At 69.7% G+C, this 26,787-nt stretch carries 32 protein-coding genes; 10 read left to right on the plus strand and 22 right to left on the minus strand.

The genetic code is table 11. From position 1 onward, the window contains the following. The first annotated feature begins 48 nt into the window (after window positions 1-48). Window positions 49-867: an SURF1 family protein gene (locus H4Q84_RS02980; protein ID WP_248581920.1), complete on the plus strand. Its 819-nt coding sequence runs from the start codon at window positions 49-51 to the stop codon at window positions 865-867. Here H4Q84_RS02980 and H4Q84_RS02985 read toward each other — a convergent pair. After that, the gene (locus H4Q84_RS02985; RefSeq protein WP_248581921.1) at window positions 811-1,566 is read right to left on the minus strand and encodes an SDR family oxidoreductase; all 756 of its coding nucleotides are present in this window, start codon (window positions 1,564-1,566) and stop codon (window positions 811-813) included. The genes H4Q84_RS02980 and H4Q84_RS02985 overlap by 57 nt on opposite strands. A 60-nt stretch (window positions 1,567-1,626) precedes the next feature. Between H4Q84_RS02985 and H4Q84_RS02990 the strand changes: the two genes are divergently transcribed. Then, the gene (locus tag H4Q84_RS02990; RefSeq protein ID WP_248581922.1) at window positions 1,627-1,989 is read left to right on the plus strand and encodes an ATP-binding protein; all 363 of its coding nucleotides are present in this window, start codon (window positions 1,627-1,629) and stop codon (window positions 1,987-1,989) included. 4 nt (window positions 1,990-1,993) lie between these two features. Here the strand turns inward: H4Q84_RS02990 and H4Q84_RS02995 are convergent, their stop codons facing one another. The 4 genes from H4Q84_RS02995 to H4Q84_RS03010 all read right to left on the minus strand — a co-directional run bounded on the left by H4Q84_RS02995 (window position 1,994) and on the right by H4Q84_RS03010 (window position 6,552). After that, window positions 1,994-2,326 (minus strand): cupin domain-containing protein, encoded by a 333-nt coding sequence (locus H4Q84_RS02995; RefSeq protein ID WP_248581923.1) that lies wholly within the window; start codon window positions 2,324-2,326, stop codon window positions 1,994-1,996. Window positions 2,327-2,368: 42 nt separating this feature from the next. Next, the gene (locus H4Q84_RS03000) at window positions 2,369-2,539 is read right to left on the minus strand and encodes a hypothetical protein (RefSeq protein ID WP_248581924.1); all 171 of its coding nucleotides are present in this window, start codon (window positions 2,537-2,539) and stop codon (window positions 2,369-2,371) included. A gap of 315 nt (window positions 2,540-2,854) precedes the next feature. Beyond that, window positions 2,855-4,741 (minus strand): ABC transporter ATP-binding protein, encoded by a 1,887-nt coding sequence (locus H4Q84_RS03005; RefSeq protein ID WP_248581925.1) that lies wholly within the window; start codon window positions 4,739-4,741, stop codon window positions 2,855-2,857. A gap of 212 nt (window positions 4,742-4,953) precedes the next feature. Next, entirely contained in the window at window positions 4,954-6,552 is a 1,599-nt protein-coding gene (locus tag H4Q84_RS03010; RefSeq protein ID WP_248581926.1) for an ABC-F family ATP-binding cassette domain-containing protein, read from the minus strand. Window positions 6,553-6,624: 72 nt separating this feature from the next. Here H4Q84_RS03010 and H4Q84_RS03015 point away from each other — a divergent pair, with 72 nt between their 5' ends. Next, window positions 6,625-7,569, plus strand: coding sequence for a neutral zinc metallopeptidase (locus H4Q84_RS03015; RefSeq protein WP_248581927.1), 945 nt, complete (start codon window positions 6,625-6,627; stop codon window positions 7,567-7,569). A gap of 4 nt (window positions 7,570-7,573) precedes the next feature. Here H4Q84_RS03015 and H4Q84_RS03020 read toward each other — a convergent pair whose 3' ends face one another. From H4Q84_RS03020 to H4Q84_RS03030, 3 genes are all read right to left on the minus strand, one after another. After that, the gene (locus tag H4Q84_RS03020; RefSeq protein ID WP_248581928.1) at window positions 7,574-8,476 is read right to left on the minus strand and encodes a phosphotransferase; all 903 of its coding nucleotides are present in this window, start codon (window positions 8,474-8,476) and stop codon (window positions 7,574-7,576) included. A 10-nt stretch (window positions 8,477-8,486) separates the two neighbouring features. Beyond that, window positions 8,487-8,774 (minus strand): hypothetical protein, encoded by a 288-nt coding sequence (locus H4Q84_RS03025; protein ID WP_248581929.1) that lies wholly within the window; start codon window positions 8,772-8,774, stop codon window positions 8,487-8,489. Window positions 8,775-8,847: 73 nt separating this feature from the next. After that, window positions 8,848-9,453, minus strand: a complete 606-nt coding sequence (locus H4Q84_RS03030; RefSeq protein ID WP_248581930.1) for an acVLRF1 family peptidyl-tRNA hydrolase — start codon at window positions 9,451-9,453, stop codon at window positions 8,848-8,850. Window positions 9,454-9,628: 175 nt separating this feature from the next. Here H4Q84_RS03030 and H4Q84_RS03035 point away from each other — a divergent pair, with 175 nt between their 5' ends. The 5 genes from H4Q84_RS03035 (at window position 9,629) to H4Q84_RS03055 (ending at window position 13,978) form a co-directional block, all read left to right on the plus strand. Continuing rightward, the gene (locus H4Q84_RS03035; RefSeq protein WP_248581931.1) at window positions 9,629-10,552 is read left to right on the plus strand and encodes a hypothetical protein; all 924 of its coding nucleotides are present in this window, start codon (window positions 9,629-9,631) and stop codon (window positions 10,550-10,552) included. A gap of 87 nt (window positions 10,553-10,639) precedes the next feature. Further along, window positions 10,640-11,113 carry a DUF2231 domain-containing protein gene (locus H4Q84_RS03040; protein WP_248581932.1) on the plus strand — a complete coding sequence of 158 codons (474 nt, stop codon included), beginning with the start codon at window positions 10,640-10,642 and terminating at the stop codon, window positions 11,111-11,113. A gap of 4 nt (window positions 11,114-11,117) precedes the next feature. Continuing rightward, a complete protein-coding gene (locus H4Q84_RS03045; protein WP_248581933.1) occupies window positions 11,118-11,777 on the plus strand; it encodes a response regulator transcription factor in 660 nt (219 codons plus the stop codon). Further along, a complete protein-coding gene (locus tag H4Q84_RS03050; RefSeq protein ID WP_248581934.1) occupies window positions 11,774-13,105 on the plus strand; it encodes a HAMP domain-containing sensor histidine kinase in 1,332 nt (443 codons plus the stop codon). The genes H4Q84_RS03045 and H4Q84_RS03050 overlap by 4 nt, the downstream gene beginning before the upstream one ends. A gap of 54 nt (window positions 13,106-13,159) precedes the next feature. Beyond that, on the plus strand, window positions 13,160-13,978 hold the full coding sequence (locus H4Q84_RS03055) for a hypothetical protein (protein ID WP_248581935.1): 819 nt from the start codon (window positions 13,160-13,162) through the stop codon (window positions 13,976-13,978). 454 nt (window positions 13,979-14,432) lie between these two features. Here H4Q84_RS03055 and H4Q84_RS03060 read toward each other — a convergent pair whose 3' ends face one another. Continuing rightward, window positions 14,433-14,786, minus strand: a complete 354-nt coding sequence (locus H4Q84_RS03060; protein ID WP_248581936.1) for a hypothetical protein — start codon at window positions 14,784-14,786, stop codon at window positions 14,433-14,435. A 166-nt stretch (window positions 14,787-14,952) separates the two neighbouring features. On the opposite strand from H4Q84_RS03060, the gene H4Q84_RS03065 reads away from it, so the two are divergent. Further along, a complete protein-coding gene (locus tag H4Q84_RS03065; protein WP_248581937.1) occupies window positions 14,953-15,630 on the plus strand; it encodes a response regulator transcription factor in 678 nt (225 codons plus the stop codon). Further along, the gene (locus H4Q84_RS03070; protein WP_248581938.1) at window positions 15,623-17,005 is read left to right on the plus strand and encodes a HAMP domain-containing sensor histidine kinase; all 1,383 of its coding nucleotides are present in this window, start codon (window positions 15,623-15,625) and stop codon (window positions 17,003-17,005) included. The genes H4Q84_RS03065 and H4Q84_RS03070 overlap by 8 nt, the downstream gene beginning before the upstream one ends. On the opposite strand, the gene H4Q84_RS03075 is transcribed toward H4Q84_RS03070, so the two are convergent. The 13 genes from H4Q84_RS03075 to H4Q84_RS03135 form a co-directional block, all read right to left on the minus strand. Next, on the minus strand, window positions 16,992-18,098 hold the full coding sequence (locus tag H4Q84_RS03075) for a glutamate--cysteine ligase (RefSeq protein ID WP_248581939.1): 1,107 nt from the start codon (window positions 18,096-18,098) through the stop codon (window positions 16,992-16,994). The genes H4Q84_RS03070 and H4Q84_RS03075 overlap by 14 nt on opposite strands. Window positions 18,099-18,130: 32 nt before the next feature. Next, window positions 18,131-18,622 carry an ASCH domain-containing protein gene (locus H4Q84_RS03080; RefSeq protein ID WP_248581940.1) on the minus strand — a complete coding sequence of 164 codons (492 nt, stop codon included), beginning with the start codon at window positions 18,620-18,622 and terminating at the stop codon, window positions 18,131-18,133. A 29-nt stretch (window positions 18,623-18,651) separates the two neighbouring features. Further along, window positions 18,652-19,047 (minus strand): hypothetical protein, encoded by a 396-nt coding sequence (locus tag H4Q84_RS03085; RefSeq protein ID WP_248581941.1) that lies wholly within the window; start codon window positions 19,045-19,047, stop codon window positions 18,652-18,654. A gap of 33 nt (window positions 19,048-19,080) precedes the next feature. After that, the gene (locus H4Q84_RS03090) at window positions 19,081-19,401 is read right to left on the minus strand and encodes a hypothetical protein (RefSeq protein WP_248581942.1); all 321 of its coding nucleotides are present in this window, start codon (window positions 19,399-19,401) and stop codon (window positions 19,081-19,083) included. Continuing rightward, window positions 19,398-20,189, minus strand: coding sequence for a hypothetical protein (locus tag H4Q84_RS03095; protein WP_248581943.1), 792 nt, complete (start codon window positions 20,187-20,189; stop codon window positions 19,398-19,400). Before H4Q84_RS03095 ends, H4Q84_RS03090 begins: the two co-directional genes overlap by 4 nt. Before the next feature lie 15 nt (window positions 20,190-20,204). Continuing rightward, a complete protein-coding gene (locus H4Q84_RS03100) occupies window positions 20,205-20,567 on the minus strand; it encodes a metal-sulfur cluster assembly factor (protein WP_248581944.1) in 363 nt (120 codons plus the stop codon). Continuing rightward, window positions 20,560-21,024, minus strand: a complete 465-nt coding sequence (sufU, locus tag H4Q84_RS03105) for a Fe-S cluster assembly sulfur transfer protein SufU (RefSeq protein ID WP_248581945.1) — start codon at window positions 21,022-21,024, stop codon at window positions 20,560-20,562. The genes H4Q84_RS03100 and sufU overlap by 8 nt, the downstream gene beginning before the upstream one ends. Continuing rightward, the gene (locus H4Q84_RS03110) at window positions 21,024-22,292 is read right to left on the minus strand and encodes a cysteine desulfurase (RefSeq protein ID WP_248581946.1); all 1,269 of its coding nucleotides are present in this window, start codon (window positions 22,290-22,292) and stop codon (window positions 21,024-21,026) included. Before H4Q84_RS03110 ends, sufU begins: the two co-directional genes overlap by 1 nt. A 90-nt stretch (window positions 22,293-22,382) precedes the next feature. Then, window positions 22,383-23,141, minus strand: coding sequence for a Fe-S cluster assembly ATPase SufC (sufC, locus tag H4Q84_RS03115; RefSeq protein WP_248581947.1), 759 nt, complete (start codon window positions 23,139-23,141; stop codon window positions 22,383-22,385). After that, window positions 23,138-23,473 (minus strand): non-heme iron oxygenase ferredoxin subunit, encoded by a 336-nt coding sequence (locus tag H4Q84_RS03120; RefSeq protein ID WP_248581948.1) that lies wholly within the window; start codon window positions 23,471-23,473, stop codon window positions 23,138-23,140. The genes sufC and H4Q84_RS03120 overlap by 4 nt, the downstream gene beginning before the upstream one ends. Further along, the gene (gene sufD / locus H4Q84_RS03125; RefSeq protein ID WP_248581949.1) at window positions 23,473-24,678 is read right to left on the minus strand and encodes a Fe-S cluster assembly protein SufD; all 1,206 of its coding nucleotides are present in this window, start codon (window positions 24,676-24,678) and stop codon (window positions 23,473-23,475) included. Before sufD ends, H4Q84_RS03120 begins: the two co-directional genes overlap by 1 nt. After that, window positions 24,675-26,093: a Fe-S cluster assembly protein SufB gene (sufB, locus tag H4Q84_RS03130; protein WP_248581950.1), complete on the minus strand. Its 1,419-nt coding sequence runs from the start codon at window positions 26,091-26,093 to the stop codon at window positions 24,675-24,677. Before sufB ends, sufD begins: the two co-directional genes overlap by 4 nt. Then, window positions 26,090-26,764: a helix-turn-helix domain-containing protein gene (locus tag H4Q84_RS03135; protein ID WP_248581951.1), complete on the minus strand. Its 675-nt coding sequence runs from the start codon at window positions 26,762-26,764 to the stop codon at window positions 26,090-26,092. The genes sufB and H4Q84_RS03135 overlap by 4 nt, the downstream gene beginning before the upstream one ends. Between the last annotated feature and the right edge of the window lie 23 nt (window positions 26,765-26,787).

Below are 26,787 nucleotides of genomic sequence, written 5' to 3' on the forward strand. Positions count from 1 at the left end.
GCCCCAGCCGCCCTGACCGGACGACCAGCACGCAGATAACCTCGTGCGGTGCGACGCCTACGGTTCCTGCTCAGTCGCCGGTGGGTGATCTTCTTCGTCGTCGTCATCGCACTGGCCTGGGTGGCCTGGCGCCTCGGTGAGTGGCAGTTCCACCGGCTGGAGGACCGCAAGCAACGCAACGCGATCATCGAGCGCAACGAGGCCCTGCCGCCGGCGCCCGTGACCGACGTACTCGCTGTCGGCGACGACGTCTCCGACCAGAAGCAGTGGCGGGTCGTGGAGGCCACCGGCACCTACGACCCCGACGACACCGTCATCGTGCGCTACCGCACCCGCGAGGGCACGTCGGGGGTCGACCTGGTGGTGCCCCTGGTGCTCTCCGACGGTACCGCGCTGCTCGTCGACCGCGGCTGGGTCGCCACCGAGACCCGGGGCAGCACGCCGGACGACCTTCCCGAGCCGCCACCTGGCGAGGTGACGGTCACGGGGTGGGCCCGCCAGGACGCGACCGGCGACAGCACCGATGTCACCGATCTGTCGACGCGATCCATCTCCAGCGAACGTATCGGCGAAGCGCTCGACCGGCCCGTGCTCGGTGGCTTCGTCGACCTCAGGAGCGAGTCGCCCGCCGCCGAGACCCCGCTGGCCGCTGCGGAGCTGCCCGAGCTCGACAACGGACCACACTTCTTCTACGGGCTCCAGTGGTGGTTCTTCGGCCTGCTCGCGGTGTTCGGCTTCTTCTATCTCATGTACGACGAGTGGCGGGGCGTGCGACCGAAGCGGCGTGGCACCGCCGACCCGGAAGACGACTCAGAGGGAGCGCAGCATCCCGCCGTCGACCGGGAGCATCACGCCCGTCAGGAATGACGCGGCCGGAGACAGCAGGAACGCCGCGACCCGGCCGAACTCCCCGGGGTCGCCGTAACGACCCATCGGGATGGTGCGGATCGCCGCCTCGCGCGCGGCCTCCTGGTCACCCGTCGACGCGTCGAGCTCGGCCACGCGTTCGGTGCCGATGCGTCCGGGCAGCAGCCCGTTGACCCGGACCCCCTTCGGGCCCAGCTCGTCGGCCAGCGTCTTCGCGACCATGGCCAGCCCAGGACGCAGTCCGTTGGAGATGGCCATGTCGGCCAACGGCATCCGCACGCTCGACGACAGCACCAGCGCCAGCGCCCCACCGGCAGGCAGCTCCCTGCCGACCTCGCGGGACAGCCGCACCGCCCCCAGGAACACCGACCCGAACGCAGTCACCCACTGGTCGTCGGTGATCTCGGTGACCGGCCCCTTGGGCGGCCCGCCCACGCTGATCATCGCCCCGTCGAGTCGACCCCAGGCCTCGTGCGCGGCAGCCATCAGGGTGGCGGGTGCCTCGGGGTCGGCGTTGTCGGCCACGACGGTGACGACGGCCTCCCCCAGCTCGCCCTTCGCGGCGGCGAGGGACTCCTCGCTGCGGCCGGACAGCACGACCCGCGCACCCTCGGCCACCAGGCACTCGGCGGTCGCCCGGCCGAGCCCGCGGGCTCCGCCGGTGACGATGAAGACGCGGTCACGGAGTTCGAGATCCATGACCGGCAGGCTACTCGCGCAGAAAGGGGCGGACTCGTCGAGTCCGCCCCGCTGTGAGCCGTGCCCGCGCTACTTGAGCCAGCCGTTCCGCTGCACCACGGGCAGCCGCTCCCAGACCCGGCCGAGTCCGAACGTCCGCCCGGCGCCGGCAGCGGCCAGCAGGACCAGGACCAGCTGCTCCGCGAGTCACTGACCAATGTCACCCGGCATGCGCACGCCACGAGCGTCGAGGTCGTGGTCACCGCCACGGGCGAGCACGTCGCGGTCGACGTCATCGACAACGGCGTCGGGATCGGCTCGTCCACCCGTCGCAGCGGCCTCACCAACCTTCGCCAGCGCGCCAAGAAGCGCGGCGGGACCCTCACGGTGCCCGAGCACGACGGCACCCATCTGCGCTGGACCGTGCCCCTTCCGGGCAGCTGAGGGATCAGTTCCCCTTGGCCACCGTCAACAGCACGACGGAGTCCTCGACGGCTTCGAGCGCGTGCCGCGAGTCGGGAACGGTCATCAGGTCGCCGGGCGACCCGTTCCACCTGGTCTCACCCGCCACGAGGGTGACACGGCCGTGCAGCACCTGGACGGTGGCTTCGCCCGGGTTCTCGTGCTCGTCCAGGTTCGAGCCCGCACGGAGCGCGATCAGGGTCTGGCGGAGGACGTGCTCGTGTCCTCCGTAGATCGTGTGGGCGCTGCGACCGCTCGGCGCTGTCGAAGCCGTCTCCAGGTGGTGACGCGCCAAGGCTGTCAGGGACTCTTTCTGCATGGTTTCTCCTCTTTGCGGGATGGACAGGGGTGGCCGGCGTAGTCAGGCCGGGGACGCGCTCGTCGACGGATCGAGCAGGAAGCTCGGCGACCTGGTGTGGGCTTCGTCGACGACCGTCCAGCCGGTGGCCCCCAGCGTGACGACCGAGACCGGGAACATCCACAGGTCCTCCCGCTCGACATGGACATCAAGGTCCTCGATGAGGTGCCTCACTTGCGCAGCGAAGTCCGAAGAGTCAGGGTCGACCACAGCGACGGCTGCCGCGAGGCCGCGGTGCTCGCCCGGGTCGATTTGAGTGTGCCACACGGGACCGGTTCCGGACCCGGGCCGATCCGACCTCGGGCTCAGTCGGCATCTTCGCTGCTCCGCCCGCCTACCCCGGCAACCGCGCACGTTGCGTGCTGGAGACCCCCGCATCAAGGACTGGTGCGGCCTGGCCACCCGCTGCGACAAGCTCGCCATCACCACCCGCGGAGGCTAGGTCCTCCGCGCCATCCTGATGTGGCTGAACTGGAGAGACAGTCCTAGCTAGGGGCTGACTTCCTCGAGCCCGCCGCGCGAGAACTGCGTGCGGTACAGGTCGGCGTACAGACCGCCCGACGCCAGCAGCTCCTCATGCGAACCGCGCTGCACCACCCGACCGTCGTCGAGCACCAGGATCAGGTCGGCGTTGCGCACGGTCGAGAGTCGGTGGGCGATGACGAGCGACGTACGGTGCTCGAGAGCTGCGTCGAGAGCCCGCTGGACGGCGGCCTCCGACTCACTGTCGAGGTGCGCGGTCGCCTCGTCGAGTACGACGATCGCCGGCGCCTTGAGCAACAACCGCGCGATCGCGAGCCGCTGGCGCTCTCCACCGGAGAGCCGGTAGCCGCGGTCGCCGACCACGGTGTCGAGGCCATCGGGCAGGGCGCGCACCAGGGAGGCGATCTGGGCCGCCTCGAGGGCCGCCCAGACCTGCCGGTCGTCGGCGTCGGGCCGGGCGTAGAGCAGGTTGGTGCGGATGGTGTCGTGGAACATGTGGGCGTCCTGCGTCACGTAGCCCACGACGTCCTCGAGCGACTCCAGCGTGACCTCGCGGACGTCGCGACCGCCCACCCGGACGGTGCCGGACGTGGGGTCGTAGAGGCGCGCCACCAGGTGGGTGACCGTGGTCTTGCCGGCACCGGAGGGTCCGACGAGGGCGACCATCTGGCCGGGCTCGGCTGCGAACGAGACTCCGCGGAGCACCTCGCCCGTGTCGTTGGACGGCTTGCGCGCGACCGACTCGAGCGACGCGAGCGAGATGTCGTCGGCACGCGGGTAGTGGAAGGAGACGTCGTCGAACTCCAGCCGGGCGGACCCGACCGGCAGGTCGATGGCGTCGGCCCGCTCCTCGATCAGCGAGGGCAGGTCGAGCACCTCGAAGACCCGGTCGAAGCTGACCAGCGCGGTCATCACGTCGATGCGGACGTTGGACAGGCTCTGCAACGGGCCGAGCAGGCGCAGCAGCAGCGTGCCGAGCGCCAGCACCGTGCCGATGGTCAGCGCGTCGCTGATGACCAGGTGCCCGCCCACGCCGTACACGAGGGCGGTCGCAAGAGCAGGCACGAGCAGCATCGCGGCCACGAAGACCCGGGTGATCAGGGAGATCCGGATCCCGAGGTCGCGGACGTGCGCGGCCTTGCCGGCGAACAGTCGGTCCTCGACATCGCGCCGGCCGAACAACTTCAGCAGCATTGCGCCTCCGACGTTGAACCGCTCGGTCATCGCGTTGCCCATGTCGGCGTTGCCATCCATCTGCTCACGGGTCAGACCGGCCAGCCGGCCGCTGACCCAGCGCGAGGTCAGGAGCAGGATCGGGAAGAGCAGCAGGCACAGGAGCGTGACCTGCCAGCTCAGCGCCAGCATCGCGATGCCGACGACGACCACGGAGATCATGCTGGAGACCGTGGTCGAGAGCGTCGAGGTGAACGCACGCTGGGCGCCGATGACGTCGTTGTTGAGGCGGGAGACGAGCGCGCCGGTCTGGGTGCGGGTAAAGAACGCGAGCGACTGACGCTGCACGTGTCCGAAGACCTGGGTGCGGAGGTCGAAGATCAGGCCCTCACCGATGCGCGAGGAGAACCAGCCACCGATGACCGAGAGCACGGCTCCGATCACGGCCACGACTGCCATGCCCAGAGCCAGCCAGGTGACGAGCGAGCCGTCCTTGCCGACGATGCCGTCGTCGACTAGCCGCTGCACGAGCAGCGGGGTCACCACGACCAGGCAGGCGTCGACCACCGTGATCGCCAGGAAGACCGCGATCAGAGCACGGTGTGGACGCGCGAAGCCCAGCACACGGCGTACGGTCCTGCGGTCGATACGACCCTGGTCGACGTTGCGGTCCGTGCGCATGTGCCGCCACGCCGGACCCATCCCTGAACTCAATGACATGTGTCGTCCTTCCGCCTCTTGGGCGAACGCAGTCGACGGACGGGTTGTTCCCTGGGCGTGTCTGCCGACTCTCGGCGGTCGCGAGCGTCGTCCTGCGGAGTGCATCGCAAGGCGGAGGAGGGAGGCGATGCGCCAGCATCGACGACCGACGACAACGCAGCGAGGTGCCCGCAGGGCGGCGCGCAGCAGGCCACGGAGTTGGAGACACGCCCTTAAGCGAGGCTGACCAGGTCGGCGTAGTCGTCGTTCCAGAGGTCCTCGTCGCCGTCGGGCAGGAGCAGCACCCGGTCGGGCTCGAGAGCGCGTACGGCGCCCTCGTCGTGGGTGACCAGGATGATCGCGCCCTCGTAGGTGCGGATCGCGGCCAGCACCTCCTCGCGAGAGGCGGGGTCGAGGTTGTTGGTGGGCTCGTCGAGCAGCAGCACGTTGGCGCTCGAGACCACCAGGCTGGCCAGGGCCAGGCGGGTCTTCTCACCGCCCGAGAGCACCGAGGCCGACTTGTGGGCGTCGTCGCCGGAGAAGAGGAACGAGCCCAGCACACTGCGGGTCTCGCTGTCGGTGAGCTGCGGCGCCGCAGACTGCATGTTCTCGAGCACCGTGCGGCTGGTGTCGAGAGTCTCGTGCTCCTGCGCGTAGTAGCCCAGCTTGAGCCCGTGACCGGCCACCACCTGGCCGGTGTCGGGCTGGTCGACGCCGGCGAGGATCCGCAGCATCGTGGTCTTGCCAGCACCGTTGAGGCCGAGGATCACCACGCGGGAGCCCTTGTCGATGGCCAGGTCGACGTCGGTGAAGACCTCGAGCGAGCCGTAGGACTTGGACAGCTCCTCGGCGGTGATCGGGGTCTTGCCGCACGGCGCGGGCGCGGGGAACTTGATCCGGGCGACCTTGTCGGCTGCGCGCTCGCCCTCCAGGCCGGCCATCATCTTCTCGGCACGCTTGAGCATCGACTGCGCGGCGACGGCCTTGCTGGCCTTGGCGCGCATCTTGTTGGCCTGGTCGGTGAGCGTCTTGGCCTTCGACTCGGCGTTGGAGCGCTCGCGCTTGCGGCGTCGCTCGTCGGTCTCGCGCTGGGTGAGGTAGGCCTTCCAGCCCATGTTGTAGACGTCGATCACGCCGCGGTTGGCATCGAGGTGGAGCACCTTGTTGACGGTGGTCTCGAGTAGGGCATTGTCGTGGCTGATCACGATCAGGCCGCCGCGGTGCGCCCGGAGAAACTCCCGCAACCAGACGATCGAGTCGGCGTCGAGGTGGTTGGTGGGCTCGTCGAGCAGCAGCGTCTCGGCGCCGGAGAACAGGATCCGGGCCAGCTCGACGCGGCGTCGCTGTCCACCGGACAGGGTCTTCAGCTGCTGCGCGAGCACCCGCTCCTCGATGCCGAGGCTCTGCGCGATCTGGGCGGCCTCCGACTCGGCGGCGTAGCCACCACCAGCGTGCAGCTCGGTGTCGGCACGCGTGTAGCGACGCATCGCACGCTCGCTCACCTTCACATCGTCGCTGGCCATCTCGGCCTCGGCCTCACGCATCCGTCGTACGACGTCGTCGAGGCCGCGGGCCGACAGGATGCGGTCGCGGGCCAGCACCTCGGGGTCGCCGATCCGCGGGTCCTGGGGCAGGTAGCCGACCTCGCCGATGGCGTGCACGGAACCCGACGCCGGCTGGGCCTCGCCGGCGAGGATCTTGGTCAGGGTGGTCTTGCCGGCGCCGTTGCGGCCGACTAGGCCGACCTTGTCGCCGGGAGCCACGCGGAAGGACACGCCCTCCATCAGGAGACGTGCACCTGCGCGCACCTCGAGTTGTTGGGCGGTGATCATCAGGATGGTTAGTGTACGGAGCGGTAGCGGCCGACGACGACTCGGCGGCCGGACAGCAGGAAGGACGCGACGATGCGCTTCAGCCCCAAGGCCCGCCTCGACACCAGCCGTGTCGGCGATGCCGGCAGTGGCGGCGCCCGTGGCGGGGGTCCGATGCGCATCCCGCTGCCCGGCGGCGCCAAGGCAGGCGGCGGCATCGGCACGCTCCTCGTCATCGTGCTGATCTTCGTGCTCAACCAGTGCATGGGTGGCGGCGGCACGGGTCTGCCCACCGGAGGCGGTCAGGCGCAGGGCGGCACCGACACCGGCCGGATGGTCGACTCCGAGCGCTACGCCAACTGCAAGACCGGTGCCGACGCCGAGACCGACGAGGACTGCGCCCGCGTCGGCGTCGAGAACTCGCTGTTCAACTACTGGGGCGACGAGGCACCGAAGCTCGGCGCCGAGTTCGTGCCCGCGCAGATGATGACCTTCAGCGGCGCGGTCAGCACCGGCTGCGGCCAGGCCACCAGCCAGGTCGGGCCGTTCTACTGCCCGCCCGACCAGACGATCTACCTCGACACGACGTTCTTCCAGGACGTGCTCGAGGGCCAGCTCGATGGGCAGGGCGGCGAGTTCGTCGAGCCCTACGTCATCGGCCACGAGTACGGCCACCACATCCAGAACCTGCTCGGCATCATGGGCCAGGTGCAGACCCAGAAGGGTCCCGAGTCCGACGCCGTCCGCCTCGAGCTCCAGGCCGACTGCTTCGCCGGCGTGTGGACGAAGGCGGCCACCGGCACGACCGACAAGTCGGGCGTCGAGATCTTCGCCGAGGTCAACCAACAGGACATCACCGAGGCCCTCGACTCCGCGAAGGCGGTCGGCGACGACCGCATCCAGCAGCGTTCGGGTGGCGGGGTCGACCCCGACGGGTGGACGCACGGCTCGGCCGAGCAGCGGATGAAGTGGTTCTCCGCCGGCTACGACTCGGGCGACCCCAACTCCTGCGACACGTTCAGCGCCACCACGCTCTGACGCGCTATTCGAGCAGCGCCTCGATATGCGGGACGAGGCGCTGGAGCGAGCGAAGGTACGGCGCGACGCTGGGGTGCTTGAGCTTGCCGGCTAGCGCTCCCTCACCGGGAGCGACGCGGGCCAGTGCCCACTCCGCCCGGCTCAGCGCCGTGTAGACAGCGGTGACGCGGGCGCCCAGCAGCACGTCCTCGGGGTCGGCGAAAGCACGAGGCAGGCCGATCAGGTAGGCGTCGAGCAGCGGCTCGAGAGCCTCACGTGAAGTGAGCGCCAGGTAGCCGAGGTCCCCGCCGACATGACCGAGTCCGAGGGTGGCCCAGTCGATCGCCACGACGTGGTCGCCGTCGCGGCCCGGCATGTTGGTGGGCGCGGGGTCGCCGTGCTGCGGCACCTGGGGGAGCAGCTCCATGCGCTGCAGGTACGACTCGCGCCGCTGCCAGAGGTGGTCGGCGACGTCGGCCGCGGTCGTCCGGGCCAGTGTCGGCCAGCCGCCACCACGCTCGACCCGGAGCAGCCGGTGGCGCAGCTGGTCCTTGGCCAGGAAGCGGGTGCGGGGCAGGTCGGAGCCGGCGAAGCGGCCCATCCCGATCGACATGAACGGACCACTGGTCGCGGCGTCCTCCACCCACTCCCGAGTCAAGGTCACACCCAGGTCGTCCTCCTCGACGGCCGCGATCGCACTGCGGAGCCCGACGGTCTGCTGCACGATGCCGGTGTCGTGGACGTCGGCCTCGCGCCGCCAGTAGGCGAAGTGGGTCGGATCCAGCAGCTCACCGGGGTCGTGGGCGTCGGGTCGACGCAGCCGCTTGATGACCACGGGCCGGTCCCCCAGCGCAGCGCGCCACACGCCGACGGTGGACGTGCCCGTGCCCGGCGGCATCGCCCGCCAGTCCGGCTGCGGCTCCCACATGTCCCGGACGCTAGCGCAGGTCACGCCTCCGGAAGCCCCATTGACCCGCGAACGACAGCAGCGTGGCGACCGCCAGCAGCGCCACGAACGGCGTCCACCGGAAGTCCTCGACCGGCGTCAGCGCGAGGTGCTGGAACGGCGAGACGTCCTGCAGCCACATCGGCAAGTGGAACTCCGGCCCGATGAACAGCACCACCACCGCGAACCCGAGGCCCAGCCAGCCGAGGATCGCGGCGCGCGGCAGCACGCCGTACAGGAGACGGGGGAAGGCGGCGAGCACGAGCACGGGCGCGACCATCGGCACAGTCGCGAGTCCGGAACCGGATTCCGTCTCCCTCGGCCTCGACTGAGGATCCTGGCTACGCAGACCCTCAGGCGTTGGTGACGTCGATGGTGATTGCCGCAGCGTCCTCGATCGCCTGGTCGAGGACCACCCGCTTGGGATCCGGCACGGGGAGCCACGGCCCCACCACGGCGAGCCGACCCAGCCGGCGGTCGGCCAGCACCTCCTCGACCGCTGGGTGGTCCCCACCAGCGACCACCAATGGCACGCCGGTCAGGATCCGCGCGGCGTGCTCGGCTGCCGCTTCGTAGGCCTGCCGTGCCTGGTTGTCACGTCGCCGCGCGAACCGCTGCTGGCTCTGCCCACCGGCCTTGGTGCGGCCCTGCACGTGCCGCTGGCCGATCTTGTGCTCGACCATGTCCTCGCGCTCGAGCCGGGCGATCGCGAACCCGCCCTTGCGCACCAGCAGCACCCCCCACGACGCCGGGATCTCGACTGCCGTCACGAAGGCAGCGACGCCCGCCCCTCCGACGTACGACGTGGCGAAGGGCAGGCGGGCGGTGAACGTCGAGCCGTCGACCGCCTCACCGGCCAGCGCCCCCTCCGCGACCGTGAGTGCGGTGTCGCCGTGCCTGGACTCGAAGTTCTCGACCCAGCGCACGAGTCGGCTCGACGCGAGCAAGAGGGTGGCCACGGGGCGAGGCTAGCTGGCCGACTCCTCGACCCTTTGCTGCCCCAGAAGCACCCGTGCCGGGCGATCTGGCGTGCTTCTCGGGTAACCAGCCGTCGGGATACCCGGCCAGCCGGGTATCACTGCAGAAATGGGACGGCCGAAGGAACCCAGCGGTCGGCGCACTCGTCGGATCACCATGCGTCGTCTCCTGTTGGTGCTCCCGCTTCTCGCGCTTGCCGGCTGCGGTACGGCCACGGTGGCCGAACCAGAAACCGCCGCGCCCACCGCCCGCGAGGAGGGCGTGCGGCTGCCGCCGGTGCGCGGGCCGTCGTCGTACACGATCGACGATCCGCCGGAGTTCCATGTGGTGACCGAGGACGGTGAACAGCTCGACCTGCGGCCGTGGACCATCTGCATCACCAACGGCTGCGCGGACGGCGCCCCCGACGACGACAACCTGCCGAAGGTGGGCAGCCCTGACTCAGTGACGTTCGGCTTCGACCTTGCCGGCTGGACCTTCGAGGACGTCACGTTTCGCGAGCTCGGCCCGTGCCCGCGCCACATCACCGTGGCTGCCGAGAAAGTCGGGCCGCGGAGCTTCCGGATCGACCCGGCCGGGCCCGCCGGTCGCTGGGCGGTCGACATCTCCGGACATGGCCCGGCTGGCGACGCGGTCACCACGATCGAGTGGCGTACGCCGACAGCAGGACAGCTGCCGGGGCAGGCGACCGGCTCCGCAGCCGTGCTGGGCGACCACGACGGCGCGCTCGACAGCTACGGCGTCGAGGTCTACCTCGCCGACCTCGACCGGCCCTACTCCCCCGACGCGGCGACCATCACGGTCACCGGATCGAGCGGTGACAGCGTCGAGCTGACCGCAGCACGCAACGAGACGGGCAAGACCTGCTACAGCGCTGGCGACCTGGCCTTCGTCGCCGATGACACGGAAGGACGCCGGGCGATCGACGTCGGACCCGGACCGTTCACCTACTCGGCAAGGGTCAGGCTCGGCGACACGACGTACGTCGGCACGGGCACCTGGCCGGAGGGCGAGACCGAGGAGATCGCACCCCACGTGCCGTTGACCTGGGACCCGCCGCTGCCCGTCTACGCGGGCTGACCACCCGGCGCGGTCAGGTCGTCGGCAGGTATGCCGCAGGAGGCTCGCCGCACCCCGGCGAACCGTCCCCCGGCGGAAGGACACCCCATGTTCGACCTGATCAACGGCATCCCGCTGCACCCGCTGGTGGTGCACGCGATCGTGGTGCTGCTTCCGCTCGCGACGCTCGGCACCATCGCCATCGCGATCCGCCCTCGATGGCGCACGCCGTACGGTCCGCTCGTCGTGGCCGCCGCACTCGCGGCCATCGTGCTCTGCCCAGTCGCCACCTCCAGCGGCGAGGAGCTCGAGCGCCGCGTCGGTGATCCCGGCAGCCACGCTGCCCTGGGCGATCAGCTCGTATGGTTCGCGCTCGCCCTGCTGGCCTCGTCCGCGCTGCTGGTTTTCCTGCAGCGGCGAGGAGCCCGCTCTCTGCGCTCGACCAGCACCCCTATGCTGACCATCGTCGCCGTGGTGGCGGTGATCGCCGGGCTGGCCGCCGGCGTCCAGGTCTATCGGGTCGGCGACTCGGGAGCCCGTGCGGCCTGGGGCGAGGTGGCGGACGGAGCACCGGGGAGGTGACGTCGTGCTGATCGGCATCTGCGAGGACGACGCGCCCATCCGCGGCGTACTGCTCCAGGCACTGAAGCTGTCCGGCCACGAGGTCGTGAGCGCCCACGACGGCAGCGAGGCGCTGCGCCTCTTCGGCGCGGACAGCGGTGTCGACGTGCTGATCATGGACATCGGCCTGCCCGACTCCGACGGACGCGACGTGACGCGGGCGTTGAGGTCGGCCGGCCAGTCCGCGCCGGTGGTTTTCCTCACCGCGCTGGGTGCGGTGCACGACCGGCTGTCCGGTTTCAGTGCCGGCGGTGACGACTACGTCCCGAAGCCGTTCGACGTCAAGGAGCTGATCGCCCGCGTGGAGGCGATGGGCCGGCGCGGGCGCCCGAGCGTACGCCCGCTCGCGGGGCTCACGCTCGACCCGGCCGCACACTCCGTCCGTACGGCGGCCGGTGAGGTGCTGCTGACCCCGACCGAGTTCCGGATGCTCGCGGCGATCACGTCCCGGCCGGGCGAGGTCGTGCGGCGTCGTACCGTCGTCGCCGCTGCCTGGCCCGACGGCGCCGTCGTCAGCGAGAACACCATCGACTCGTTCATCCGCAGGGTGCGCACCAAGCTCGAGTCGGTGTCCTCGCCCGTCACCATCGAGACCGTGCGCGGCGTCGGGTTCCGGTTGACGTGACGCTCCCGTCCTCGACCACCGCCCTGCCGACAGGATCGTTCCGTCGCCAGCTGGTCGTGCTCACGGCGTGCGTCACGGCGTTCGCCATGCTGCTGCTGACCGTCGTCCTCCAGCTGATCCTGGCCGACCTCAGCAGGAGCAACGTCGACCGTGTGCTCGAGGACCGCGCCGACGCTGTCGTCAGCTCCGCCATCAGCGCAACAACGGGTCAGGAGCTCGTCGTCCCGGCCGCCGCCCTCGACGTCGGCGTGGTCGTCTACGACGAGCTCGGACAGCCGGTCGTGGGCCTGCCCACCCGGGGACTACGTTCGGCGTACGACGAGCTGGGCCGGGTGCGGTCGACGCGCTACGACGACCCGAACAAGTCGTTCCGGCTGGTCGCCGAGCCGTTCACGACGACCACCGGCGTGCGCGGTGTCGTGGTGGTCTCCGAGCGGCTCGCGCCGTACGAGGAGGCCGAGAGGTATGCCCTGATCGTCAGCCTCGTCACGGGGTTGCTGGCGACGGCGGCGGCCGCCAGCCTGGCTGCGTGGGTGTCCTCGCGGGCGCTCCGACCTGTCGCCACCCTGACCAGCACCGCGGCCGACTGGAGCGAGCACGACTTGTCCCGGCGGTTCGGCCTCGGCCCGCCGACCAACGAGATCACCGCACTCGCTGCCGTCCTCGACACGCTCCTGGACAAGGTCTCGGCAGCGATCCGGGGCGAGCAGCGGCTCACTTCCGAGCTCGCCCACGAGTTGCGCACACCGTTGACGGCGGTGCTGGGCGCCGCCGACCTCAGCCTCATGCAGGACGACCTGTCACCGCAGGCACGCGAGAACCTGGAGGAGGTCGCGGCCTGCGCCCGTCGCATGTCCACGACCATCACCACCATGCTCGACCTGGCCAGGTCCGAGTCCGCCATGCTCGACGCGGCATCGTGCGAGCTGACCGAGGTGGTGGCCGAGGTGGTCGAGGCCGTGCCCGCAGGCGACGTACGCATCGAGGTCGAGCTGCCCGACCAACGCATCGGGGCACCGCACGCCATCGTGCACCGCGCCCTGGCACCCGTCGTCGAGAACGCCGTCCGCTTCGCCCGTAGCCGGGTCCGGATATCGAGCGACACCAGCCACCCGAGCTTCGTGCTGGTCACCGTTGACGACGACGGGCCGGGTGTCAGCAGCGGCGTGGACGACATCTTCGTGCCCGGCGCGACGTCGTCCGGCGGCTCGGGTGCGGGCCTCGGTCTGGCCATCGCCCGGCGGATGGCCCGGAGCATCGGCGGCGACGTCGAGCTCGCCCAGCCGCAGGACCCGACCCGCTTCGTGATCTGGCTCCCCCGCGCATAGCCCGCGGTGGAACAGTCAGGTCGGTGGCAGGTAGCCGTAGGCAAGGTCTCCCGCATGAGCCACTCACAGCCCCCGCCGGTGACCGGCGACACGTCATCCGCCCCTCCTGCTCCCGGCCGACGCGCGGCCACGGCCAGGACCATGCTCAACAAGGTCCCCGAGGTCTTCCTGCTCTTCTGGGTCGTGAAGATCCTGTCGACCACGGTCGGCGAGACCGCCGCCGACTTCCTCGCCGACAACCTGGGGCTGGGCCTGCCGGTGACGTCGATCCTGATGTCCGTGCTCCTGGCCGCCGCACTGGTGGTCCAGTTCCGGCTGACGCGCTACGTTCCCGCGGCGTACTGGCTGGCGGTCGTGCTCATCAGCATCGTCGGCACGCTGGTCTCCGACAACCTGGTGGACAACCTGGGCGTGAGCCTGTGGACCACCACGACCGCGTTCTCCGTGGCCCTGGCTGCGACGTTCGCCCTGTGGTTCCGTGCGGAGCGCACCCTGTCGATCCACACGATCGTCACGAGTCGCCGTGAAGGGTTCTACTGGTTGGCGATCCTCTTCACGTTCGCGCTCGGCACGTCCGCCGGTGACCTGGTCGGCGAGAAGCTGGCGCTGGGCTACCTGACCTCGGCCGTGCTGTTCGGCATCATGATCGCCCTGGTGACGGTGGCCCACCTCAAGGGCGGACTCAACGCGGTCCTCGCCTTCTGGGCCGCCTACATCCTGACCCGCCCGTTCGGTGCGTCCATGGGCGACTACCTGACCGCCACCCCGGCCGACGGCGGTCTGGGCCTCGGCACCAACGGCACCAGTGGCCTGTTCCTGGCCGTCATCGTGGCCGCGGTCGGCTGGTTCACCATCCAGCAACGCCGGGCCTGAGCGCCGCAACCCCCAGCTGCTGTGCCTCGGGTGTCCCCCGCTCGGGGCACAGCGTTTCGTTCGGTGATCAGGTCGCTGGCAGGTGCCGCAACTCACCATCTGACCGTGACCGCGACACTGATCCCTCACGTCCGGTCCCCGCGTACGCCGGCGGCCAGCCGCCGAGCTCCGACGAGGGTGGGTTCATGCTGGTTGCCTCACAGTTGACGCCAGGCAGTTCCCTGTACGGCCACTACTGGGCCGACCGGCCGCCGTGCTGATCGACTTCTTCGACGTGGCCGATCACCTGGGCGGGGTGGCCGCTCTCGGGCTGATGAGCGTCTGGGACGTCGACGCCACTGCCGGACAGGCCCAGCTGGACGTTCGCTACCACCTCGTGCCGACGTCGACCGCCATTGCATCCATCCCGCGAACTGACGGCCGATGTCATGCTCAACATTCAGCGGCCGACGGACTACTCGGTCTCGCCACTCTCGTCGGCGTCCTGGTGGCCGGGTTCGTTCGGGTCGGCGTCCGGACCCTGGTCGGCACCGTCGGACGACTCCTCGGGGGCTTCGTCGGACTCGCCTGTCTCGTTCGCCTCGTTGCCCTCGGCCTCGCCACTCTCGTCGGCGTCCTGGTGACCGGGCTCGCTGGCGTCGGCATCCGGACCCTGGTCGGGTCCGTCGGACGTCTCCTCGACCTCCGAGGTCTGGTCGGAGCTGCCGTTGGAGCTGTGGGCCTGTGCGGCCATGACACCGCCGATCCCGACGCTGGCGATGACAGCCGCCGAGGCGATCAAGGCTGCGTTGCGCTTGACGTTGCGCATGATGTTCTCCCTCCGTCGACCGCACGTTGCGGACTGACAAACTCAGACTGCATGACCGGTGCTGTGAGGACGCTGAGGGTCGCTGAGGGGCAGCACACCCGTTCACAGCGCGCTCTCAGCATCGACCCCGCAGGATGCTCTCCAGAGTCCGAGGAAGGACAGACCCGTGCGCGTGCTGTTGGTGGAGGACGAGGTCCGGCTCGCCGAGACCGTCCGTCGAGGTCTGGTCGCGGAGGGGTTCGTCGTCGACCTCGCCCACGACGGCGAGGTGGGCCTCGAGGCCGCCGAGACATCGTCGTACGACGTGGTCGTCCTCGACATCATGCTGCCGCGACTCAACGGCTATGACGTGTGCCGTCGGATGCGCGCCGCCGGGATCTGGACCCCGGTCCTGATGCTGACGGCCAAGGACGGCGAGTACGACGAGGTCGACGCGTTCGACCTCGGCGCCGACGACTACCTCACGAAGCCGTTCTCGTTCGTCGTCCTCGTGGCGCGCGTGCGTGCTCTCGTACGACGCGGCGCACCGGAGCGGCCGGCCCTCCTGACTGCGGGCGACCTGAGCCTGGACCTCGGTGCGCGCCGGGTGACGCGTGCGGGCGAGGACATCTCGCTGACCCCGCGCGAGTTCGGGGTGCTCGCCTACCTGATGCGGCACCGCGGCGACGTGGTCTCGAAGACGGAGATCCTACAGAGCGTCTGGGACCTCAACTACGACGGAGACGACAACGTGGTCGAGGTGTACGTCGGCTACCTGAGGCGCAAGATCGACCAGCCGTTCGGACGCCGGGCCATCGAGACGGTCCGCGGCGTCGGCTACCGCCTGGAGGGCAACGGTGGTTGAGCGCCGGAGGCTCCTCCGCGGCGTACGCGTCCGGACGTCGGTCTCCGCCACCCTGGTGGTGGCCGTCGTGCTCGCCGCCGCGGCGGTCGCCTTCGTCGTCCTTCAGCGCCATCAGCTACAGGCCTCCCTGACCGAGGTGGCTCGACAGGAGGCCAGCGATGCAGCAGCCCGGGTGACACGCGACGGGTCGGCGATCGACCTCCGGGGCGGAGGCGGGGACCAGTCCGTGATCCAGGTCGTCGACGCCCACCGCTCCGTGGTCGCGGCCAGCCCGTCGATCGACGGCGAACCCGCCCTCGTCGACGTGGTGCCCGCCCCGGGGCAGGTGCGCGTGGTTACCACCGGGTCGCTCCCCATCGGCGAGGGCGAGATGTTCGTCGTCGTCGCTGAAGGTGTCTCGGCTTCCGGCGGCGAGCTGGTGGTGATCGCGGCACAGAGCCTCGAGACCGTCCAGGAGTCGACCGCCGTCGTTGGTCGGCTCCTGCTCATCGGCTACCCACTCGTCCTGCTCGCGGTGGCCCTGACGTCGTACTGGCTGACAGGCCGGGCTCTCGCCCCGGTCGAGGCGATCCGGCGACGCGTCGCGACCATCGACGGCACGCCATCACTGTCGGCCCGCGTGCCCGTCCCCCGGGGCGACGACGAGATCGCTCGCCTCGCCACCACGATGAACTCGATGCTTGCCCGGCTCCAGGCCAGTGCCGAGTCGCAGCAGCGGTTCGTCGGCGACGCCTCGCACGAGCTGCGGAGTCCGCTCGCGATGATCCGGGCCGCCCATGAGATCCACTCGCTCCATCCGGATGCCTCCAGCTGGCCCTCGGTCTCCACGGAGGTCTTGTCGGAGTTGGACCGCGTCGACCGGCTCGTCTCGGACCTGCTCCTGCTGGCCAGGGCGGACGAGCACGGGCTGGCGATGCACCTGCGCGAGGTCGATCTCGACGACCTGGTGCGGTCGGAGGCTGACCGTCTGCGTCGGCCCGGACAGCTCGAGATCTTCGTCAGCGCCCCGCCGGTGCGGGTGGTCTGCGACCCCCACCACCTGGCCCGCGCGCTGCGCAACCTCACCGACAACGGGGCCCGGCACGCGCTTCACCGGGTGGAGTTGCGGCTGAGCTCGACGGCCACGTCGGCCCAGGTGTCGGTGCTCGACGACGGCCCGGGCGTGCCGTCGCCCGATCAGGAACGCATCTTCGAGCGCTTCGTGCGGCTCGACGAATCACGGGCTCGGGACAGTGGCGGCACCGGCCTCGGGCTGCCGATCGCGCGGCAGATCGCCCGGGCCCATGGAGGAGACGTGACGGCACGCGACGGTGTTGTCGGCGCGCACTTCACCCTCACGATCGCGTTGAAGGGTCCCGGCGTCAGCGGTGCGTGAGGTCGACCATGTCACGCACGACATCGGAGAGCTCGCCCGTCTCGGCCAGCACCGCGCGCTGCCGGTCGGCCGTCGTACCTTCGTGAAGAATCCTGTCCACGACCCGCTCCACCAGGGCGGTGTCACCCGCCGCGTCCAGCGCGGCTCGTACGTGGTCGACCAGGGACCGCACCACCTCGGCCGCCGGTCGGGGCATTCCGGTGAACACGTCCACCAGATCACCGGTGAGGCCGGCCCGTCCGGCGCGCCAGGTGGCCAGGTGGATCAGCATCGTCGGCACGGCGGGCGGTTGAGTGCCGGCACGCCACTCGGCGGCTGAGGTGTCCACGAGGCCTCGGACGAGAGCCGCGATGAGCACCACCACCTCGCGGTCCGGAGAGACGTCGGCGACCCGCACCTCGACCGTGGGGTACGCACGCGAGAGGCGGGCGTCGAAGTAGACCATCCCCTCGTCGAGCAGGGTGCCGGTGGCGACCATCGCGTGCACGGCCCCCCGGTAGGTCTCGACCGAGCCGAACACGTCGGTCGCCCCCGCCGACGGCCATCGACGCCAGATCTGGGAGCGAAAGCTCGCGTAACCGGTGTCGACTCCCTGCCAGTACGGCGAGTTGGCCGACAGCGCGACGAGCACCGGCAGCCAGCCCCGGATGCGGTCGAGCACGGCCACGCCCTCCTCGTCGGACTCGACGGAGACGTGCACGTGGCACCCGCACACGAGCTGCTCGGCCTCGGTCAGCCCGAACTCCTCGGCCATCCGGCGGTAGCGCGGCGACGACGTCGTCTCGGGTACGACGGGCACCGGCGACGTCGCGAGCGCGACTGCCCGGCAGCCCGTGGTCCTGGCCGCCTCGTCGGCTCGTCGACGCCAGGTTCCAAGCTCGTCGGACAGCTCGGCGAGGGTGCGACACGGCCTGGTGCCGGTCTCCAGCTGCTGGAGCATGAGCTCGCCGACGACGGCGCCGGTGACATCACCCTGGGAGTCGGTGGCCTGTTGGCTCTCGTCGATCGCTCTCAGCGCTGCTGCAGCGACCGCCCGTGGCTCACCGTTGCCGTCGACGATGAGCAGCTCTTCCTCGACACCCATGGTCCGCATCCGCACATCATGACCGGCAGCCGGCCGGGACGTCACTCGGACTGGTAGATCACGCGGAACCGCTCGAGCACGACGGGCATGTCGGGGCTGAAGCCACGGTCGTGGGTCGCGATCTGGGTGAAGAGCTGCTCGTGCACCTCGCGCCAGTGGGTCAGCGAACGGTCCCCCTCGCCCTCGAGGAACGCGTGCTCCTCGGTGACCTCCTCGAACGGCACGACCGACACCTCGGTGGCCTCGACCAGGGCACGCGGATGGCCGGAACCGTCGAGCAGGATGCTCATCGTGCCGGGCTCCGGCAGCTGCTCGTCCTCCGACTCGTAGTCCCACAGCGCACCCGCCGTCGCGGTCTTGGTGCCGTCCAGCACCAGGGCCAGCAGCTCGTCCGACTGCTCCGGCGTCGCGCCGTACGAGAAGGCCGGCGGTGGCACGACCTCGAGCGTCGTCGGACCGAAGTACGACGGCGCGCTGTTGAGCTTGGCGTGGAACCGGGCCAGCTCCCAGAAGGCTTCGACGGGTGTCTTCACGAGCCGGAGCCTAGCCGGGCCCGGCATGCTCACAGCGAGTCCGGGACCACCAGCGCGTCAGGATCCTGGCGCGGGGGCAGCTGGGCCAGGGCCGCGCGCACCAGGGCGACCCGGGCGGCCACGACGACCTTGCGCCGCAGCCGTCTGCCGGCCTCGCCGAGCGTCTCCTGGACCGCAGCCAGCACTTGGGCGTCGGTAAACGTGGGGCGGGTGCCCGCGACGACCTCGACATCCGGGAGCGCCAGCAGCACCGGCAACACCTGGCTGCCCACTCCGTCGAGCACCTGGTAGCGCTCCTGGGGGCTCATCCCCGCCCACGCCTCGTCACCGTGTCCGCGACGGCGTACGACGGACCTGCGCGCGCCCGCCACGGTCTTGGCTGCGGCGGTCACGGCGACGGTCAGCTCGTGCTCGGTGAAGCGCATGGGCCAAGGATGCCTGACACCCTCCTTGCCGGCTCAGCTGGGCGTCGTCCCCGAGAAGGCGCCGCGGACCCGGTCATCGGTGCCCGTGTAGGCTCCCGCCGCCGTCTCCAGCGCACCCCGCGCGCGCACCAGCGTCGTACGCGTCAACGACAGCCCCTGCCGCAACGCCGCCGCCCGCACGGTGAACGCCATCGCCGCTCCACCCGACCACACCGGGATCTCCTCGGCGCTCGCGAGATCCTCACGAGCCCCGACGAGTGTGTGGAGTACGGCATCGAGGGCCCCGGCCCGCGACCGGATGCCCGCCGCGTCGCCCGAGACGAGCCGGGCGTACTCGATCTCCGGATGGGTCATGACCCCTCCCGGGGGCCGAGGCTGATGGCAGTCGAGGGCTCGGTGCGCAATGGGAAGACGATTCGCTCCCCCGTGGTCTCCGGGATCTGATCGCACGCCCCCGACGGAACCTCACAGGTCATGAGCGTCAGCGAGTCCCCGGATCCGATCTCCTGGCCCTGGCCGGGCCCATCGATGGCGACTCCAAGCACGGTGTCTGAGTCCACCCAGCGCGAGAGGGTCCACCGGGTCGTTCCGGACTCAGGGGTGACCTCACCGCCGGCGGAGATGATCGTGTCCCGCAGCACCTCGCCCTGCTCGATTCGCCAGCTGCCGTCCGGGCTCTTCTTGGCATCGGCGCCGTACCCCGGCACTTCCTCGTCATCGCCCAGGGGCCGACCCTCGCCCGTGGCGAGGTCGCAGACGTAGTCCCCCTGGACCACCCGGGCGTACACGCTCTCGTCGGTGATCCCGAGGACCTCCACCTCCATCTCCAGGAGATGGTCCACCGGATCACCGTAGTCGGAGGTGTCCATGCCGTCCTCGGACGTGGTCACCTCGCCCGAGGACAGGTCGAAGGTCCTCATGACGGCACTGCCGTCGTCGTAGTCGGCGTCGAGGACCGTCAGCTTGCTGCCGTCGGGCGAGGCCGCGATGCCCTCGCTGGCAACGCTCAGGCCGGTCTCGGTGGCCTCTTGACCCGGGGTGGCGAAGAACAGGTCGGCGCCGCTGAACGTGCGACGATCAGCGCCAGCGCGGTTCTCCGGATCCTCATGCGGGTGAGGGTGCCACCCGGGGCGAGAGGCCAAACTGCGCGATCAGGATCAGACGTTGAAGCCGAGCGCCCGCAGCTGCTCGCGGCCGTCGGGGGTGATCTTGTCGGGACCCCACGGCGGCATCCAGACCCAGTTGATGGCGACGTCATTGACGATGCCCTCGAGCGCCTGGTTGGTCTGATCCATGATCACGTCGGTCAGCGGGCAGGCCGCCGACGTCAGGGTCATGTCGAGGACGACGTTGTGGCCCTCGTCGAGGTGCACGTCGTAGACGAGGCCGAGGTCGACGACGTTGATGCCGAGCTCGGGGTCGACGACGTCCTTCATCGCCTCGGTCACGTCGTCGACCGAAACGGTCGAGACCGAACCGCTCGCCTCGGGAACCTCGGGCAGATCGCTGTGGTCAGGCATGTGACTCCTCCTGGGCTTGTGCGGTGGCGTCTTTCCAGGCCATCCATGAGAGTAGAGCGCACTTCACGCGCGCCGGGAACTTCGCAACTCCGGCGAAGGCGATGGCGTCCTCGAGGACGTCCTCGTCGGGCTCCACCTGGCCCTTGCCCTGCATCAGGGCCAGGAACGTCTGGTGGATCTCGAGCGCCTCGTCGACCGACTTGCCGATGACCAGGTCGGTCATCACCGACGCCGACGCCTGCGAGATGGAGCAGCCGACCGCGTCGTAAGACACGTCGCTGACCACGGAACCGTCAACTCCCCCTTCAAGACGCACCCGCAGGGTGAGCTCGTCACCGCAGGTCGGGTTGACGTGGTGCACCTCGGCCCCGAACGGGTCACGGAGCCCTGCGTGGTGCGGGTGCTTGTAGTGGTCCAGGATGATCTCCTGGTACAGCGAGTCGAGCTCGGCAGACATCAGCTCACCTTGAAGTAGTCGCGGGTGAAGTGCAGGCCCTCGATGAGCGCGTCGATCTCGGCAGGCGTCGTGTAGAGGTACGACGACATCCGCACCGAGCTCTGCACCCCGAAACGGGCGTGCGCCGGCTTGGCGCAGTGGTGACCGGCGCGGACGGCGATGCCGCGGGTGTCGAGCACCGTGGCCACGTCGTGCGGGTGCACACCGGCGAGCTCGAACGAGATCGCTCCCCCACGCTGGGTGGGATCGAGCGGTCCGAGCACCGTCAGGCCGGGCACCGTGGCAAGGCCGTCGAGCGCGTAGCCCGTGACGACCTGCTCGTGCAGGTGGATCGCGTCCATGCCGATGTGGGTGAGGTAGTCGACCGCCGCACCGAGACCGATGGCCTCGACGATCGGCGGCGTGCCCGCCTCGAACTTGTGCGGGATCCCGGCGTACGTCGAGGACTCCATGCGTACGGTCTCGATCATCTCGCCGCCACCGAGGAACGGCGGCAGCGCCTCGAGCGCCTCGCGGCGGCCCCAGAGCACGCCGATGCCGGTCGGGCCGACCACTTTGTGACCGGTGAAGGCCACGAAGTCAGGCCGCGAGGCGGCGTCGCACGACGTCAGGTCGATAGGCAGCTGCGGAGCGGCCTGCGACGCGTCGACCACGACCAGCGCACCCACTTCGTGGGCCCGTCGGGTGATCTCGGCCACTGGGTTGATCGTGCCCAGCATGTTGGAGACCCAGGTCAGCGAGACGACCTTGGTGCGCTCGGTGATCAGGTCGTCGATGTTCGTCAGGTCGAGGTGGCCGTCGTCGGTGAGCCCGAACCAGCGCAGGGTCGCACCGGTGCGCTCGGTGACGAGCTGCCACGGCACGATGTTGGAGTGGTGCTCCATCTCGGTGATGACGACCTCGTCGCCCTCGCCCAGCTGGTGCGGGCCCTTCCAGGCCAGCGTGTTGGCGACTAGGTTGAGCGCCTCGGAGGCGTTCTTGGTGAAGATCACCTCGTCGCGCGACGGCGCATTGATGAACGCCGCCACCCGGTCCCGGGCCGACTCGAACGCCTCGGTCGACTCGGCGCCCAGCACGTGCATCGCTCGCGCGATGTTGGCGTTGTGGTGCTCGAGGTGGTCGACCATCGTGTCGATCACGACCTGCGGCTTCTGGGAGGTGTTCGCGCTGTCCAGGTAGACCAGCGGGATGCCGCCGGGAAGGGTGCGTTCGAGGATCGGGAAGTCCTTGCGGATGACTTCCAGCTCAGGGAGCAGTCCCTCGATCATGCTTCCTCCTTCCGTTTGTGGCGGTCTCGAGACGGTCGTGGCTGGGTTTCGAGGCTCGGCGCTGGCGCGCCTCGCACCTCAACCTCCTCGCTACGCTCGGACCTTGGTGTACTTGTCGTAGCCCTCGGCTTCCAGCTGGTCGGCCAGCTCGGGCCCACCCTGCTCGGCGATCTTGCCGTCGACGAAGACGTGCACTTGGTCGGGCTTGATGTAGCGCAGCACCCGCGTGTAGTGGGTGATCAGCAGGACGCCCTTGTCACCCTTCGAGGCGAAGCGGTTGACGCCGTCGGACACGACCTTGAGCGCGTCGATGTCGAGGCCGGAGTCGGTCTCGTCGAGTACGGCGACCTTGGGGTCGAGCAGCTCGAGCTGGGCGATCTCGTGGCGCTTCTTCTCGCCACCCGAGAACCCCTCGTTGACCGACCGGGACGCGAAGGTCGGGTCGAGGTCCAGCGCCGCCAGCGTGGCGTTGACGTCCTTGACCCAGGTGCGCAGCTTGGGCGCCTCGCCGTCGATGGCGGTCTTTGCCGTGCGCAGGAAGTTGGACACCGAGACGCCGGGCACCTCGACGGGGTACTGCATGGCCAGGAAGAGCCCGGCCCGCGCCCGCTCGTCGACAGACATCGCGAGGACGTCCTGACCGTCGAGGGTGACGGTGCCGCCGGTGACGGTGTACTTGGGGTGGCCGGCGATCGAGTAGGCCAGCGTGGACTTGCCCGAGCCGTTGGGGCCCATGATCGCGTGTGTCTCGCCGTCCTTGATGGTCAGCGTGACGCCCTTCAGGATCTCCTTGGGGCCGTCCTCGGTGTCGACCGAGACGTGCAGGTCGGTGATCTCCAGGATGCTCATGCGGGTACTACTCCATTCAGGGTGGACTGGATGTCGACGTAGACGTCATCGCCTCGGACGTCGACAGGGAAGGTGGCCACGGCTTCCGTGGCGGGAAAGCTGGTCGGCTTGCCGGTGCGCAGATCGAACCGCGACCCGTGCAGCCAGCATTCGATCGTGCAGTCGTCGACCTCGCCCTCCGACAGGGCCACGGCCGCGTGGCTGCAGAGGTCCTCGACCGCGAAGACCTCGTCGCCGTGGCGAGCCACGGCGACGTCCTGGCCCTCGATCGTCACGCCGAGCGCCTCGTCCTCACGGATGTCGGCCAGGGCGCAGGCGCGCGCGAACCCCATCAGAAGTGCTTCCCGATGACGTTCTTGGCGAGCTCCGCCTCCACAGTGGCGACGAGCCGCTCCTCGATCTCCGCCACGCCGATCTTGCGGATCAGGTCGTTGAAGAAGCCGAGCACGACCAGGCGGCGAGCCTCGTCCTCCTCGATCCCGCGGGAGCGGAGGTAGAAGAGCTGGTTGTCGTCGAACCGGCCGGTGGCCGACGCGTGGCCGGCGCCCGCGATCTCGCCGGTCTCGATCTCGAGGTTGGGCACCGAGTCGGCCTGGCAGCCGTCGGTGAGCACCAGGTTGCGGTTCTCCTCGTAGGTCTCGATGCCTTCGGCGACCTTGCGGATCAGCACGTTGCCGACCCACACGGTGTGCGCCTTCTGGCCCTGCAGCGCGCCCTTGTAGGACACGTTGCTCTTGGTGTGCGGCGCGTTGTGGTCGGCGAAGAGCCGGTGCTCGATGTGCTGACCGGCGTCGGCGAAGTAGAGGCCGAGCAGCTCCGCGGAGCCGCCGGGGCCGTCGTACGTCACGTTGGCATCCATGCGTACGACGTCGCCGCCGAACGAGATGGCCGCGTGCTTGTACAACGCGTCGCGACCCACGACCGCCTGCGTGTGCGTGAGGTGCACGGCGTCGTCGGCCCAGTCCTGGATCGACACGACCGTCACCTGCGCACCGTCACCGACCTGCACCTCCACGACCTGCGCCAGCGCGGCGCTGCCGGTGTGGTTGAGCACGACGGTGGCCCGCGAGTGTCGGCCGAAGCGCAGCGCCACGTGGCCGGCCTCGGTGTTGGTGGCGTCGCCGCCGCTGAGTTCGACGATGACCGGCTCGGTCACGTCGGCGTCGGCGGGTACGTCGACCAGCAGGGTGCTGGGCACCTCGGCCAGCACGCGCGCGGCGAAGCGACTGTCGGGCACGAGCCCGCTGATGCCGCGCAGGCCACGGGCCTCGTCGCCCTCGACCGTCGCGACCCGGAGACCCTCGGGGGCGTTCCAGGTGCACGCTGTCGTGCTGGCGTTGAAGACGGCCTCGCCGTGCAGGTCACGCAGTCGCTTGAGCGGTGAGAACCGCCAGGTCTCTTCGCGTCCCGTCGGCACCGGGTGGTCGGAGACGTCGAAGGACCCCTCCGGGTGCAGGTGCGACTCGACCTTCGACGACCCCGTCGTGTCTTGGGTCATCTCCAGTGCGTCGCGGACGCTCTCAACAGTCGCCGTCATCCGACAGCACCCTCCATCTGCAGTTCGATCAGTCGGTTGAGCTCCAGGGCGTACTCCATAGGCAGCTCCTTGGCGATCGGCTCGACGAAGCCGCGCACGATCATCGCCATCGCCTCGTCCTGCTCCATGCCGCGCGACATGAGGTAGAAGAGCTGGTCATCGGAGACCTTCGAGACGCTCGCCTCGTGGCCCATGGACACGTCGTCCTCGCGGATGTCGACGTACGGGTAGGTGTCGCTGCGGCTGATCTGGTCGACCAGCAGCGCGTCACACAGCACGTTGGACTTCGAGCCGTGCGCGCCCTCGTTGATCTGGATCAGCCCGCGGTACGACGTCCGGCCGCCGCCGCGCGCGACGGACTTGGACAAGATGGAGCTGGACGTGTTGGGCGCCGCGTGCACCATCTTGGCGCCGGCGTCCTGGTGCTGGCCCTCGCCCGCGAACGCGATCGAGAGCGTCTCCCCCTTGGCGTGCTCGCCCATCAGGTAGATGGCGGGGTACTTCATCGTCACCTTGGATCCGATGTTGCCGTCGACCCACTCCATCGTGGCGCCGGCCTCGCACGTGGCGCGCTTGGTCACGAGGTTGTAGACGTTGTTCGACCAGTTCTGGATGGTCGTGTAGCGGCAGCGGCCGCCCTTCTTCACGATGATCTCCACGACTGCGGAGTGCAGCGAGTCCGACGAGTAGATCGGCGCGGTGCAGCCCTCGACGTAGTGCACGTAGGCGTCCTCGTCGACGATGATCAGCGTGCGCTCGAACTGGCCCATGTTCTCGGTGTTGATGCGGAAGTAGGCCTGCAGCGGGATGTCGACGTGCACACCCTTCGGCACGTAGATGAACGACCCGCCCGACCACACCGAGGTGTTGAGCGCGGCGAACTTGTTGTCGCCGACCGGGATGACCGTGCCGAAGTACTCCTGGAACAGCTCGGGCTGCTCGCGGAGCGCGGTGTCGGTGTCGAGGAAGAGGACGCCCTGCTCCTCGAGGTCCTCACGGATCGAGTGGTAGACGACCTCCGACTCGTACTGGGCCGCGACGCCCGCGACGAGGCGCTGCTTCTCGGCCTCGGGGATGCCGAGACGGTCGTAGGTGTTCTTGATGTCCTCGGGCAGGTCCTCCCACGAAGTGGCCTGCTTCTCGCTGGAGCGGACGAAGTACTTGATGTTGTCGAAGTCGATCGTCGACAGGTCGGAGCCCCAGGTCGGCATCGGCTTGCGGTGGAAGAGCTTGAGGCCCTTCAGACGCAGGTCGAGCATCCACTGCGGCTCGTCCTTCTTGCCGGAGATGTCGCGTACGACGTCCTCGTTGAGTCCACGCTTCGCGGTCGCGCCCGCGTCATCGCTGTCGCTCCAGCCGAACTGGTAACGGCCGATGCCCTTCAGTTCGGGGTTGAGCTCTTCGATGGAGGTCATCGCTTCTCCTTCTCGGTTGAAACACTCGGGATGCAGGTCGTGCACACGCCGTCGCCGTGGGCGATCGTGGCTAGCCGCTGGACGTGGGTGCCGAGCACGCGGCCGATGGCCTCGGTCTCGGCTTCGCACAGCTGCGGAAACTCATGGGCGACGTGGGAGACCGGGCAGTGCTGCTGGCACAGCTGCTCCCCAGATCCTGGGCCAACGACGGGAAGCTCACGGATGGTGGCCGCGTAGCCACCGGTGGTGAGCACCTGGGCCAGCGCGTGCGCCGGCGACAGGTCGGGCTGGTCGGCGAGCAGTCGCTCGCAGTCGCGCTCGATGAAGGCCACCCGGCGACGGGCGAACTCCATCACGGCGTCGTCGCCCGCGGCCTCGGCGAGGTAGCGCAGGGCGTCGAGCGCCAGGTCGTCGTACTGCTGGTCGAACTCGTCGCGGCCGTCATCGGTCAGTGCGAACACCTTGGCCGGTCGACCGCGCCCGCGTGCGCCGTAGATGCGCTGCTCGGCGGCCGTGACCGCACCCTCCTCGACCAGGTGGTCGAGGTGGCGGCGCACGGCGGCCGGAGTCAGGTCGAGACGCTCGGCCAGGGCGGCTGCGGTGGAGGGTCCGTTGTCCAGGATCGACCGTGCCACGCGCTGGCGCGTCGGCTCGTCCTGGTGTCGTTCCACGAATTCCACAACATCAGTGTGCC

Source organism: Nocardioides sp. InS609-2, assembly GCF_023208195.1.
GTDB lineage: Bacteria > Actinomycetota > Actinomycetes > Propionibacteriales > Nocardioidaceae > Nocardioides.

Excerpts from the sequence above, each read along its gene's own strand:
- H4Q84_RS03025 (WP_248581929.1), bottom strand. The coding sequence starts at position 8,774 with ATGGTCGCGCCCGTGCTCGTGCTCGCCGCCTTCCCCCGTCTCCTGTAC.
- H4Q84_RS03100 (WP_248581944.1), bottom strand. The coding sequence starts at position 20,567 with ATGCCTGACCACAGCGATCTGCCCGAGGTTCCCGAGGCGAGCGGTTCG.
- H4Q84_RS03040 (WP_248581932.1), top strand. The coding sequence starts at position 10,640 with ATGTTCGACCTGATCAACGGCATCCCGCTGCACCCGCTGGTGGTGCAC.
- H4Q84_RS03110 (WP_248581946.1), bottom strand. The coding sequence starts at position 22,292 with ATGATCGAGGGACTGCTCCCTGAGCTGGAAGTCATCCGCAAGGACTTC.
- H4Q84_RS03015 (WP_248581927.1), top strand. The coding sequence starts at position 6,625 with ATGCGCTTCAGCCCCAAGGCCCGCCTCGACACCAGCCGTGTCGGCGAT.
- sufC (WP_248581947.1), bottom strand. The coding sequence starts at position 23,141 with ATGAGCATCCTGGAGATCACCGACCTGCACGTCTCGGTCGACACCGAG.
- H4Q84_RS03085 (WP_248581941.1), bottom strand. The coding sequence starts at position 19,047 with ATGCGCTTCACCGAGCACGAGCTGACCGTCGCCGTGACCGCCGCAGCC.
- H4Q84_RS02985 (WP_248581921.1), bottom strand. The coding sequence starts at position 1,566 with ATGGATCTCGAACTCCGTGACCGCGTCTTCATCGTCACCGGCGGAGCC.
- H4Q84_RS03035 (WP_248581931.1), top strand. The coding sequence starts at position 9,629 with ATGCGTCGTCTCCTGTTGGTGCTCCCGCTTCTCGCGCTTGCCGGCTGC.
- H4Q84_RS03120 (WP_248581948.1), bottom strand. The coding sequence starts at position 23,473 with ATGGGGTTCGCGCGCGCCTGCGCCCTGGCCGACATCCGTGAGGACGAG.
- sufB (WP_248581950.1), bottom strand. The coding sequence starts at position 26,093 with ATGACCTCCATCGAAGAGCTCAACCCCGAACTGAAGGGCATCGGCCGT.
- H4Q84_RS02995 (WP_248581923.1), bottom strand. The coding sequence starts at position 2,326 with ATGCAGAAAGAGTCCCTGACAGCCTTGGCGCGTCACCACCTGGAGACG.
- H4Q84_RS03055 (WP_248581935.1), top strand. The coding sequence starts at position 13,160 with ATGAGCCACTCACAGCCCCCGCCGGTGACCGGCGACACGTCATCCGCC.
- H4Q84_RS03005 (WP_248581925.1), bottom strand. The coding sequence starts at position 4,741 with ATGTCATTGAGTTCAGGGATGGGTCCGGCGTGGCGGCACATGCGCACG.
- sufD (WP_248581949.1), bottom strand. The coding sequence starts at position 24,678 with ATGACGGCGACTGTTGAGAGCGTCCGCGACGCACTGGAGATGACCCAA.
- H4Q84_RS03060 (WP_248581936.1), bottom strand. The coding sequence starts at position 14,786 with ATGCGCAACGTCAAGCGCAACGCAGCCTTGATCGCCTCGGCGGCTGTC.
- sufU (WP_248581945.1), bottom strand. The coding sequence starts at position 21,024 with ATGTCTGCCGAGCTCGACTCGCTGTACCAGGAGATCATCCTGGACCAC.
- H4Q84_RS03020 (WP_248581928.1), bottom strand. The coding sequence starts at position 8,476 with ATGTGGGAGCCGCAGCCGGACTGGCGGGCGATGCCGCCGGGCACGGGC.
- H4Q84_RS03075 (WP_248581939.1), bottom strand. The coding sequence starts at position 18,098 with ATGCGGACCATGGGTGTCGAGGAAGAGCTGCTCATCGTCGACGGCAAC.
- H4Q84_RS03090 (WP_248581942.1), bottom strand. The coding sequence starts at position 19,401 with ATGACCCATCCGGAGATCGAGTACGCCCGGCTCGTCTCGGGCGACGCG.
- H4Q84_RS03010 (WP_248581926.1), bottom strand. The coding sequence starts at position 6,552 with ATGATCACCGCCCAACAACTCGAGGTGCGCGCAGGTGCACGTCTCCTG.